This is a genomic window from Gracilibacillus ureilyticus, assembly GCF_900111195.1.
GTDB classification, from domain to species: domain Bacteria; phylum Bacillota; class Bacilli; order Bacillales; family Amphibacillaceae; genus Gracilibacillus; species Gracilibacillus ureilyticus.
Genome location: NZ_FOGL01000001.1, coordinates 226344 through 238317, shown reverse-complemented (window position 1 = coordinate 238317; position 11974 = coordinate 226344). Strand labels below are relative to the sequence as shown.

The 11974-nt window shown below is 38.0% G+C and carries 8 protein-coding genes and 1 other annotated feature (1 of these 9 running past the window's edge); of the genes, 3 read left to right on the top strand and 5 right to left on the bottom strand.

Going from position 1 to position 11974, the window contains the following annotated elements; genetic code table 11:
- Positions 1-170 (bottom strand) — a binding site (T-box leader); it reaches 42 nt to the left of the window's first position.
- A gap of 52 nt (positions 171-222) precedes the next feature.
- Entirely contained in the window at positions 223-1296 is a 1074-nt protein-coding gene (locus BMW36_RS01180; protein ID WP_089738159.1) for a branched-chain amino acid aminotransferase, read from the bottom strand.
- A 203-nt stretch (positions 1297-1499) separates the two neighbouring features.
- Between BMW36_RS01180 and BMW36_RS01175 the strand changes: the two genes are divergently transcribed.
- Entirely contained in the window at positions 1500-2225 is a 726-nt protein-coding gene (locus BMW36_RS01175; RefSeq protein ID WP_089738157.1) for a CBS domain-containing protein, read from the top strand.
- Positions 2226-2429: 204 nt separating this feature from the next.
- Here the strand turns inward: BMW36_RS01175 and BMW36_RS01170 are convergent, their stop codons facing one another.
- Positions 2430-3926 carry a glutamate synthase subunit beta gene (locus BMW36_RS01170; RefSeq protein ID WP_089738155.1) on the bottom strand — a complete coding sequence of 499 codons (1497 nt, stop codon included), beginning with the start codon at positions 3924-3926 and terminating at the stop codon, positions 2430-2432.
- Between the two features lie 17 nt (positions 3927-3943).
- Entirely contained in the window at positions 3944-8497 is a 4554-nt protein-coding gene (gltB, locus tag BMW36_RS01165) for a glutamate synthase large subunit (RefSeq protein ID WP_089738154.1), read from the bottom strand.
- A 133-nt stretch (positions 8498-8630) separates the two neighbouring features.
- Between gltB and gltC the strand changes: the two genes are divergently transcribed.
- Positions 8631-9533, top strand: coding sequence for a glutamate biosynthesis transcriptional regulator GltC (gene gltC / locus BMW36_RS01160; protein WP_089738152.1), 903 nt, complete (start codon positions 8631-8633; stop codon positions 9531-9533).
- Between the two features lie 78 nt (positions 9534-9611).
- On the opposite strand, the gene BMW36_RS01155 is transcribed toward gltC, so the two are convergent.
- On the bottom strand, positions 9612-10502 hold the full coding sequence (locus BMW36_RS01155; RefSeq protein WP_089738150.1) for a 5'-3' exonuclease: 891 nt from the start codon (positions 10500-10502) through the stop codon (positions 9612-9614).
- A gap of 93 nt (positions 10503-10595) precedes the next feature.
- Here BMW36_RS01155 and msrA point away from each other — a divergent pair, with 93 nt between their 5' ends.
- A complete protein-coding gene (msrA, locus tag BMW36_RS01150; RefSeq protein WP_089738148.1) occupies positions 10596-11120 on the top strand; it encodes a peptide-methionine (S)-S-oxide reductase MsrA in 525 nt (174 codons plus the stop codon).
- Between the two features lie 133 nt (positions 11121-11253).
- Here msrA and BMW36_RS01145 read toward each other — a convergent pair whose 3' ends face one another.
- The gene (locus BMW36_RS01145) at positions 11254-11931 is read right to left on the bottom strand and encodes an HAD family hydrolase (RefSeq protein WP_089738144.1); all 678 of its coding nucleotides are present in this window, start codon (positions 11929-11931) and stop codon (positions 11254-11256) included.
- Between the last annotated feature and the right edge of the window lie 43 nt (positions 11932-11974).

Below are 11974 nucleotides of genomic sequence, written 5' to 3'. Positions count from 1 at the left end.
GGCAATTTAATATTGCCCACTTATCTCTTTAACGCAGAGTAACGTTTAAGTTTAAAGCTTAACAGTTCATAGAATAGGTTCATTAGTAAGAGGACTGCGGAATTTTCCAGCCTGTGAATCCCGCTCTCTGTAGCCGTTAGCTAATTACTGATTCTAATCATTACTTTTTTATCTTTTATCTAATTACATTATAAAAGAACTTTTTTCTTTTCTCAAGAATTATTATTTTACATCAACTACCCATCCAAATGGATCCCTTACGGAGCCGTATTGAATTCCTGTTAATGTATCATATAAACGCTTGGAAATTTCTCCGGTTCTCCCTCCGTTAATTTCCATCTTCTTCCCTTCCCAGGCCAATTCTCCAATTGGGGATATAACAGCTGCTGTTCCCGAACCAAACGCCTCTTCCAGTCCCCCATTTTGATAACTCTCGTAAATTTCTTCAATGGTGATCCTGCGCTCCACAACAGGTACATCCCAATATTTTAGTAGTTCAATAACTGAGTTACGTGTAACACCTTTCAGAATACTTCCATTCAGCATTGGTGTAATAATTTCTCCATTAATTTTAAAGAATACATTCATACTGCCAACTTCTTCAATGTATTTCTTTTCTACACCGTCAAGCCATAATACTTGCGCGTATCCTTCCTGTGCTACGATTTCTTGTGCTTTTAAGCTTGAAGCATAATTTCCTGCAGTTTTCGCTTCACCTGTACCACCTTTTACCGCCCGTACAAATTCATTTTCCACTGCTATTTTAACCGGATTAATTCCAGACTCATAATATGCACCTACCGGTGACAGAATAACAATAAACTGGTAAGTACTAGAAGGATTAACACCTAAGTACGGCTCTGTTGCGATGATAAATGGACGAATGTATAAAGATGTGCCTTCCGCATGAGGTACCCATTCATTATCAATATGAACAAGATGTTTGATGGCCTTTATCCCAAATTCTTCATCAATTGCCGGTATACATAGCCTGTCATTCGATCGGTTTAACCGTTCCATATTTTTATCTGGACGGAATAGTTTAATACTTCCATCTTCTGTTCGATATGCTTTTAAACCTTCAAAAACCGTTTGACCATAATGAAAAATCATTGCTGCAGGATCGAGAACAAGCGGCTGATACGGCACAATACGAGGGTTATGCCAGCCTTTTTCTTCACTGTAATCCTGGATAAACATATGGTCGGTAAAATATTTACCAAACTTCAATTTGTCAGCAGCCGGTTTCGGTTTAGGGTTTTCATTTTTTATTACTGTGATTGTATATTCAGACATTGCCAAGACTCCTTATAATATGTAAATTCCTTTAACGAGAATGAATTCCTAACTTATATTTTATTACTAAAACAAGCAAAAACACAACCATAAAATATCAAAATCTGCAAAACAAATAAGAACAAGCCTAAATTTAAAAGTTAAAATCAAATTCATAAAAAATTGGAAATTGTTCATTCTATTAAAAGTGAGGTGTAAAACAGATGGAACGTTCGGAAAAATTTGAAGCAGCGTTTAACCAAATTCATGATTTATTATGCCAGTATGCTAATGAAGTGAATAGCCATGTCTCTTTTACGGAAGCTCTCGAAAAAGCAAAACCATACCATAAAATTATAGAACATCATTATGATTTATTAAAACAATGCAGTAAACTTCGCAATGCGATGGTGCATCGAAAAATTAAACAGGATTTTTATATCGCAGAGCCTCATCAGGAGGTAGTCCTCGAACTCGAATACATAGCAGAGACATTAGCCGAACCACCTCTTGCCATGGATTTTGCATCAAAGCCTGTTATATTTTTTGAAAAACAAACAGAAATCACAAAAGTATTATCAATGATCCGTAAACATAATTATTCACAGTTCCCCATTTATCATAAGCAAACATGTATCAGTTTATTAACAGAAGGAACCATTCTTCATTGGTTAGCATCAAGTGTAAACGAGCATACCTCACTAGTAAATCAAACAGTCAATGAAGTTCTACCACTTGAAAAGGAAGTAAACTTTGCCTTCATACACGAAAAAGCAACTATTTATGATGCACAGGCTGTCTTTCAGTCTTTCATGGAGCAAAACATAAAATTAGAAGCTATAATCATAACAGAAACTGGTGATAATAGCCGCTTACCAAGTGGGATTATCTCATCGTGGGATTTAGTTCAACTGAAATTACGTACATATCGGATATTGAATCACACATGATCTTCCAATTATTTGTATTAGCCTGTAATTGAATGGCTTTAACCCAGTTGGATAATAAACATCAAGTGAATATAGCAGTATTTGCGGGAAAATCTGGTTTAGAAAAATATGCAATATGTCCTCACATGCTTGCTCTATTAAAAAAACATCTGAGGCCATTTTAAGCAAAAATGGCCCCACATGTCATGTGTTCTAAAAACAGATTTACATATTTACTACAGTTGGTAATGTTGTTTCTCCCATCAAATACTGATCGACTTGATAGGCGACTTCTCTGCCTTCATTAATCGCCCAAACAATTAGACTTTGACCACGACGAGCATCCCCTGCAGCAAATACATGACCGATATTTGTCTGGAAATCGCCATATTTAGCTTTAACACGGTTACGCTCTGTATTTACTCCAAAAGCCTCCAATACAGGTTGTTCTGTCCCTTCAAATCCAATGGCAATGAGAACGAGCTGGGCTGGCCACACTTTTTCTGTGCCAGGGATTTCTTCAAAAACAAACATACCATTTTCATCACGAGTTTTTTTCATTTGAACTGTATGAAGTTCTTTCAATTTCCCTTCATCATCTGTCACGAATTTCTTTGTCTGGATCGAATATTCCCGGATATCCTCTCCAAATTTTTCCTTCGCTTCTTTATGTGCGTATTCCAAACTGAATACATTAGGAAACGCAGGCCACAGATTATCATCCTTACGTTTGATTGGTAATTGCGGATGCTTGCCAAACTGTACAATACTTCTTGCCCCTTGGCGTAATGCAGTTGCAATACAGTCTGCCCCAGTATCACCGCCACCAATTACAATTACATCTTTATCTGCTGCATTTAACTCATCTTCTACTTGTACCTTCGTATCCAGAACCGACTTAGTAGCAGTCGTTAAATAATCCATGGCAAAACGAACACCGTCTGCATTTCTGCCTTCCAGTGGCAAGTCGCGGTGCTTCTGGGCACCGGTACATAAAATTACCGAATCGTAGGAATCCTTAATCTTTTCTGCAGATATATCTTTACCTACTTCTGTATTTAGAATAAAATCAATGCCTTCCTGCTGCAATAAGTGAACTCTGCGTGCTACAACTTCCTTGTCTAGTTTCATATTAGGAATACCATATGTCAGCAGACCTCCTGCGCGATCTTCGCGCTCATAAACGGTTACAGTATGTCCCGCCTGATTTAACTGGTCAGCTGCAGCTAAGCCCGCAGGTCCTGATCCGATGATTGCAACTTTTTTTCCAGTCCGCTGTTTTGGTATACGAGGTATAATCCATCCATTCTCAAAACCTTTATCAATGATTTTCTGTTCAATATTTTTAATGGTTACGGCAGGATCGTTGATTGCCACCGTACATGATCCCTCACAAGGTGCCGGACATACTCTTCCTGTAAATTCAGGAAAATTGTTCGTCTTTGTTAATCTCTTTAAAGCTTCTTTCCATTTTCCACGATAAACAAGATCATTCCACTCAGGAATCAGGTTGTAAACAGGACAACCTGAAGTTGCCCCATCTATTTCCATTCCAATGTGACAGAATGGTGTTCCACAGTCCATACAGCGTGCCCCTTGCGTTGTTGCTACCTCATCAGAGAAAGGAGCAGAATATTCTTTCCAGTCACCAATTCTCTCCATTGGCTTGCGTTCATTAGCTGTTTGTCGTTCAAATTCCATAAAACCAGTTGCTTTCCCCATACTTATCTGTCTCCTTTCTACTTCGTTACTGCTACTTCTTGATTTAAAGAAACTGTCATTTTGTTATCTTTTTTAGCATTAAATGCTTCATAACGAGCTTCTTCTGCTGATAAACCTTGGTTTTCAAACCATTCTATCTGCTTTAACATTAATTTATAATCTGTAGGAATAACTTTTACGAATTTCTCCACTTCATCTTCCCAGTTTTGCAAAGTAATAGCCGCTTTATTGCTGCTGGTATACTCAAAGTGTTTCATTACTAATGTCTTTACTTCTGAAATTTCTTCCGGATCTGTCAGCTTTTCAAACTGAATCAATTCATCATTTGTTAATGCTTTAAATTGGTCAATACAATCAGGTTTTACATAGGCTGTACCACCTGACATACCTGCAGCAAAGTTCTTTCCGACATTTCCTAAAATGACTACGCGTCCCCCTGTCATATACTCACAACCATGATCACCAACACCTTCAACAACAATATGGGCACCGGAATTACGAACAGCAAATCTCTCTCCAGCGTAGCCATTTATATATGCTTCACCGCTTGTAGCTCCGTAGAAAGATACATTTCCGGCAATCACATTATTTCCAGCATCAATGGTAGATTTTTTGGAAGCACGGACAATTATCTTTCCACCAGATAATCCTTTTCCTACATAGTCATTCGCATCCCCAGTTACCACCATTTTCATCCCTTTCGGAATAAAAGCGCCAAAACTCTGACCAGCGGAACCAGTAAAGTTTAATGTGATCGTATCCTCTGGCAATCCTTCTTCTCCATATTTTTTAGAAATCTCGCTACCAACAATTGTACCTGCAACTCGATCTGTATTTTTGATATGATAAGAAGCTTCTACTTTTTCTCCTGTTTCAATTGCTTCTGCAACATCAGGTAATATTTTTATCAAATCTAGTGATTTATCAATTTTATGGTCCTGTTTCGTACGATTTACTCTTTCTCCATCTACCTGGTAAAGCAATGTGGATAAATCAAGATATTTTGCTTTCCAATGAGATTTAGCACGATCAGATACTTTTAATACGTCTGTTCTTCCGACCATTTCTTCGATCGTTCGGAAACCTAACTCCGCCATTATTTCACGCACTTCCTGTGCGAGGAACATCATATAGTTAACCACATGATCAGGATTACCTGTGAATTTTTTGCGTAGTTCTGGGTTCTGTGTTGCAACACCAACTGGACATGTATCCATATGACAGACTCGCATCATTACACAGCCGATGACAACTAATGGAGCTGTAGCAAATCCGTATTCTTCCGCTCCAAGAAGTGCTGCCATAATGACATCTTTACCAGTCAACAATTTCCCATCTGTTTCGAGAATCACCCGGTCTCTTAGTCCGTTAAGCATTAAAGTCTGGTGTGCTTCTGCTAAACCTAATTCCCAAGGCAATCCGGCATGTTTAATACTTGTTTTAGGACTAGCTCCTGTCCCGCCGTCATAACCTACTACTGATATGACATCTGCGTTTCCTTTTGCCACACCTGCTGCAATAGTCCCAACGCCTGATTTTGCAACTAATTTTACACTTACTCTTGCATCCCTGTTTGCATTTTTCAGATCATGGATCAGTTGTGCTAAATCTTCAATTGAATAGATATCATGATGTGGTGGTGGTGAAATTAAGTCGACACCTGGTGTGGAACCTCGTACATCGGCTACCCATGGGTAAACTTTCATTGCAGGAAGCTGTCCGCCTTCTCCTGGTTTTGCCCCTTGAGCCATTTTAATTTGCAGTTCTTTTGCATTTACTAAATAATGACTTTTTGCACCGAATCTTCCGGAAGCCACCTGCTTAATTGCACTTGATCGTAAATCACCGTTTTCGTCTACTTCAAATCGGGCAGGGTCTTCTCCACCTTCTCCACTATTGCTTTTGCCACCTAGACGATTCATTGCTATAGCGAGTGCTTCATGTGCTTCCTGGCTGATGGAACCATATGACATCGCCCCTGTTTTAAACCTTTTCACTATCGATTCAACCGGCTCCACTTCTTCTATCGGGATAGCATTCCCTTGCTTAAATTCAAACAAGTTCCGCAAAAATCCAATGCGTTCTTCATTGGCTTTATAGGAGAATTTCTTAAATAAATCATAATCTCCACGACGGCAAGCCCATTGAAGTGTATGAATTGTTGTCGGATTGAATGCATGGAATTCGCCTGTTTTCCGCCACTGAAAGTCACTTCCGGATTCCAGTGATTTATCAATAGCTTCTTTATATCCTTTATGGTGACGTTTCTCAGTTTCTTCCTGGATAATTTGCAGATTAATTCCATCAATTTGCGATGCTGTACCATTAAAGTATTTTTCAATAACTTCCTTACTAATTCCAACTGCTTCAAAGATTTGCGCCCCACGGTAACTTTGAACAGTGGAAATACCGATTTTTGACATAACTTTAATAATACCTTCTGTCACCACATCAATATAACGGGTTTGTGCTTCTGCCAGATTCATTTCAAGTTCATTTTCCAGAATTTTTGTATACAGCGTCTGATATACAAGATAAGGATGAATCGCATCGACACCATATCCTAATAATGCTGCAAAGTGATGAACTTCTCTCGCTTCCCCTGACTGAGCAATGATACTCGCTTTTGTACGAATCCCTTCACGAATTAGAAACTGATGTAATCCACTAACTGCCAGCAATACAGGAATTGCCTTATTATTCATATCCATCTCTTTATCTGACAAAACGATAATGTTTGCACCATTCTCTATCGCTTGCTTTGCTTCCATAAAAATACGGTCTAATGTCTCCTCCATATTTTCATTATATACAGTATCAAAAACCGCAGACCGGACACCTTCCACTTTATTCTCTGTTATTCTGTCAATCTGTGTGTTTGAAAGAATAGGAGAGTTTAGACGAATACGCATTGCTTTAGTTTTCTCCGGATGGAGAAGATCTCCTTCTCCTCCAAGCCATGTCAACATGGAAGTGACTACCTGTTCCCGGTATGCATCAATTGGAGGATTTGTTACTTGTGCAAATAGTTGTTTAAAATAATTAAATAAACTTTGCGGGCGCTCAGATAAAACTGCCAATGGCGTATCAGTGCCCATCGCTCCTATAGGGTCTTTACCACCTTTTACTAATGGAACTAAATATTTTTCGATATCCTCCGTTGTATATCCAAAAGCTTTTTGCTTTTGTAATAGTTGAGGATCAATATAGTCATCGTCCTCCGAATCAGCCTCCATACACACAGTCTGTTCTTCCAGCCATTCATCATATGGATAGGCTGTAGCAATCTCTTCTTTAATTTCCTGGTCTGAAATGATTCTTCCCTCTTCAATATCGATAAGCAGCATTTTTCCTGGACTTAGACGTTCTTTTAAGAGGATGTTCTCTTCCTCGTAATCTATTACTCCTACTTCAGATGAATAAATAATATAATCATCTTTTGTCACATAATATCTTGCTGGACGCAAACCATTCCGGTCCAATATTGCCCCAATTTGTTTACCGTTTGTAAATGTAATGGAAGTTGGCCCATCCCATGGTTCCATCATCATACTGTGGTACTGGTAAAATGCTCGTTTTTTCTCATCCATATGGGGATTTTTCTCCCATGGTTCAGGTATTAGCATCATTGCAGCATGAGCTGGTTTTCTGCCTGCCAATGTAAAAAACTCCAAAGCATTGTCTAAAGTCGCAGAGTCGCTTCCTCCACTATTTATAATAGGTAAAATTTTGTCCAAGTCTTCCCCAAAAGCATCTGAAACAAACTGTTTTTCCCTTGCTTTCATCCAGTTAATGTTTCCCAGAATTGTATTAATCTCGCCATTATGAATCAGGTAGCGATTAGGATGCGCCCTCTCCCATGATGGAAATGTATTTGTACTAAACCGTGAGTGAACCAGCGAAAAGGCAGAAACAAAGTCCTCGTCCTGTAAATCCAAATAAAATTTATAGACTTGATCCGATGTTAATAATCCCTTATATACAATAGTGCGACTGGATAAACTAGGGAAGTAAAAACGAATTCCCTGTTCGTTCGCCCAATTCTCTGATTGTTTACGAATAATATATAATTTTCGTTCAAACGCTAAATCATCCATACTATTATCTGATTTCGCGATAAAAACTTGTCGAATATTTGGTAAGGTTTCTATTGCACCTTTACCAATTGGCTGCGAGTTTACCGGAACATCCCGCCAACCTATTAATTTTTGACCAGCATCTGCAATAAATTGATTTATTTTTTCTACAGCTGTTTGCTGTTCCTGCTTATTTTGAGATAAAAATAACATCCCTACACCGTAGTTTCCTGCAGCTGGCAGTTGAAAGTCTTTACATTCTCTTCTAAAATATTTATCAGGGACCTGTACCATTAATCCAGATCCATCACCAGTAAGCGGGTCACTCCCCTGCCCGCCGCGGTGTTCTAATTTACATAACATATCTAAACCTTTGGTAACTATGTCATGTGTCTGTTTCCCTTTTATATGCGCATACAGGCCAATACCACATGCATCATGTTCAAAACTTGGATCATATAACCCTTGTGCGTTTGGCAAATCTTTATATGTCATATAATGTCGCCCCCATTCGTTCAATACTATTTAAAGTGTGTAATACTATTGTAAGTTTTCTTATTGATCTAAACAATATATAATAAGTATGAAATCATTCTAATTTCGATATATATATTAGGCGGTGGAATTTATGGAATTACGGCAACTGCGCTATTTTGTTGAAGTTGCGGAACGTGAACACGTGTCAGATGCAGCAGCAGAATTACACGTAGCACAATCTGCTATCAGTAGGCAAATAGCTAATTTAGAAGCAGAATTAGGTGTTGAACTGTTTGAAAGAGAAGGAAGAAATGTGCGGTTAACTCATATTGGCAGAATTTTTTTAACTCATACCAAAACGGCATTAAAAGCAATTGATCATGCCAAAAAGCAAATTGATGAATATATCGATCCAGAGCGTGGTTCAATAAAAATCGGTTTTCCGACAAGTCTGGCAAGTAATTTGCTGCCAACGGTGGTGTCAGAATTCAAAAAGAAACATCCGAAAATTGGGTTTCAATTAAGACAAGGATCTTACAACTTTTTAATCGAGTCAGTCGAAAACCGTGAAATTGATGTGGCATTTCTAGGGCCTGTTCCTACAGAACACCCTGATATTATTGGAGACATTCTGTTTACGGAGAGCTTTTATGCACTTGTCCCAAATACTCATCCTCTGGCAGAGCAAAGCATTGTTAATCTGCGTGACTTGCATAATGAAGATTTTGTTCTTTTCCCGGAAGGTTATGTATTACATCAATTAGTGATTGATGGATGTAAACAATCAGGTTTTACACCTAAAGTGTCATCACAAGGGGAGGATCTAGATGCGATCAAGGGGCTGGTAGCAGCTGGTATCGGGATAACATTATTACCGGAAAGCGCCTTTAATGATCTGAATCCTTACTACAGCGCAAAAGTAGCAATACAAAATCCTGAATTGAGACGAACTGTAGGAATTATTATACCTAAAAACCGGAAGCTTGCACCATCTGAACAAGTATTCTATGAATTTATTAAAGATTTTTTTACAATTCTGCAAAGATTTCAATAAAGGAAAAAGAGGCTTAAGCAAATGGTCAGCCGCTTAAGCCTCTTCTATTAAAATTGCTGTTTTGTGAACAAAAATAAGCTACGCAAGCTCTTTAGTGAGTTTCTTCAACCACCGGTCTGTATTATGAAACTCTAACTCTTCTTGTAGAAAACGGGTAATCTGCTCAAGATCATTTTTCCAGACAGCTGTATCAGCTGAAAATTCAATAGGTACCTCGGTTAATATCTCTGCAAGTTTTCTGGAAATTTCCAGTTCTTCCTCATATTGCTCCAGCTTCTTTTGCATTCCTTTAGTTAGTGATGACCTCTCTTCAAGCATTCGATCAATTGTTTCAAATTCCTTCAATAATTTGATTGCTGTTTTTTCACCGACCCCTTTTATCCCTGGGTAATTATCTGCACTATCTCCCATTAAACCTTTTAAATCGACAATTTGTTTGGGAGATAATTGTTTTTTCTCATAAAAGTTTTCATTTGAAAACACTTCATAGTTCCCTGTTCCTTTTTTCATAATGGCTACTTCGATTTGTTTGTCGACCAGTTGCAGTAAGTCCTGATCCCCGCTCACAATTGTAACTTTATACTCGTCCTGCAATTGTTTGGCTAATGTACCGATACAGTCATCCGCTTCATAGCCAACCACTCCCACATTCGGTACTTGAAAGGCACTTACCAATTCTTTTGCTAAATCAAATTGAGGAACCAGCTCTACTGGCGCTTCTCCACGATTAGCTTTATAACCTTCATACATTTCGTTGCGAAATGTTTTGCTTCCCATATCCCAGCAGCAAATTACATGAGAGGGCTGGAATGTGTGAATGGCATCAGTAAAGTAGTTAAGAAAACCAAACAATCCGTTGCGTGGCACACCTTTACTATTTAACATAAAATTACCGGTAAAAGATGTTGCAAAGAACCCCCTGAATAATAAAGCCATGCCATCAACAATTAACAATCTATTATCACTCATATTTTTTCACCTTCCTTGAATCTATCTATTTTACATCATAACATATTCAAGGTATATTTAAGTAGACAGTGACAGAAAAGAGGTATGCAACTTATGGGAAAACTAGAAAAAGCCACTTTTGCTGGCGGGTGTTTCTGGTGTATGGTAAAACCGTTTGACCAGTGGGATGGTGTAGATAGTGTAATATCAGGCTACACTGGCGGACAGCAGGAGCATCCAACATACGAACAAGTAAAAACAGGGAAAACAGGACATTATGAAGCTGTTCAAATAACATACGATCCTGATAAAATATCATATCAATTACTATTAGATTTATATTGGCCTCAAATAGATCCGACTGATAATGGAGGACAATTTCATGATAGAGGATCCCAATACCGGACAGCTATTTTTTATCATAATGAGGAACAGAAGAAACTCGCGACTGATTCCAAAGAGGCATTAATAAAATCTGAACGATTCCAAAAAGAGATCGTGACTGAAATTCTCCCTGCAGCTGTTTTTTATCCGGCGGAAGATTATCATCAGGATTTTTACAAAAAGAATATGAAAGAGTATGAAGAAGATCGCCGGGAATCAGGTAGAGATGAATTCATTCATAAAACTTGGAGCTAACGAGGTGAAAAGACTGCACTGTATACTAAAAAATTCCGCTCGAAGCGAATTGACAGTGTGATAACAAGATTTTTAACAATGCTAAAGGTTAGCTATTGCTCAGTTGGCTCTATCACCCTGCTGGGCAAAAGACTTATTTTATAGTTTTTGTTCCCTCCTTTTCGATGATGTCTATAATATGAAGTAAATCCGTTATTTCATAATCAGCTCTAACAGCACTCCAAAAACTATCCTTTATCCATATCCCTTTAATTCCGCACTTCTGAGCTGCTTCGATATCATTTAAAGGATGATCGCCAACAAACACACTTTCATAAGATTTAACTCGCAATTTGTCTAATGCAAGCTGAAAAATCATAGGATCGGGTTTTTTCAGCCCTGCTTCTTCGGAGATAATTATTTGATCAAAAAAATGGGATATGTTCAATGCTTCAATATTGCGCCTCTGAAAATCTGTTTTACCATTGGAAATCATGCCAATTTTTATATTACTGTTTTTTAAGATTTCGAGTGTCGTTAACAAATTTGGATATGGTACACAGCAATGATGAAACTGTTCGACATAGTCCTCTAATAATTCCTGCCAGGTTATATCTGTAAGATGAAATTCTCTTATTAATTGCTGATATACCTTATCTTTCCATACATATCCTTTATTATCCAAACTAATGAACCTATTGGCATATTGGAGCTTAGATATATGAGATAGTTTTCCAGAAAATCTATCATACTGGGTTTCAATAAACCTCTGAACGGATAGATCACGATTAAGTAATGTGCCATCTAAATCAAACAGTGCTGCTTTAATCATTATTCATGCACTCCTTAACGGAAAACCTTAATAATTTCCACAA

Excerpts from the sequence above, each read along its gene's own strand:
- gltC (WP_089738152.1), top strand. The coding sequence starts at position 8,631 with ATGGAATTACGGCAACTGCGCTATTTTGTTGAAGTTGCGGAACGTGAA.
- gltB (WP_089738154.1), bottom strand. The coding sequence starts at position 8,497 with ATGACATATAAAGATTTGCCAAACGCACAAGGGTTATATGATCCAAGT.
- BMW36_RS01155 (WP_089738150.1), bottom strand. The coding sequence starts at position 10,502 with ATGAGTGATAATAGATTGTTAATTGTTGATGGCATGGCTTTATTATTC.
- BMW36_RS01175 (WP_089738157.1), top strand. The coding sequence starts at position 1,500 with ATGGAACGTTCGGAAAAATTTGAAGCAGCGTTTAACCAAATTCATGAT.
- BMW36_RS01180 (WP_089738159.1), bottom strand. The coding sequence starts at position 1,296 with ATGTCTGAATATACAATCACAGTAATAAAAAATGAAAACCCTAAACCG.
- BMW36_RS01145 (WP_089738144.1), bottom strand. The coding sequence starts at position 11,931 with ATGATTAAAGCAGCACTGTTTGATTTAGATGGCACATTACTTAATCGT.
- msrA (WP_089738148.1), top strand. The coding sequence starts at position 10,596 with ATGGGAAAACTAGAAAAAGCCACTTTTGCTGGCGGGTGTTTCTGGTGT.
- BMW36_RS01170 (WP_089738155.1), bottom strand. The coding sequence starts at position 3,926 with ATGGGGAAAGCAACTGGTTTTATGGAATTTGAACGACAAACAGCTAAT.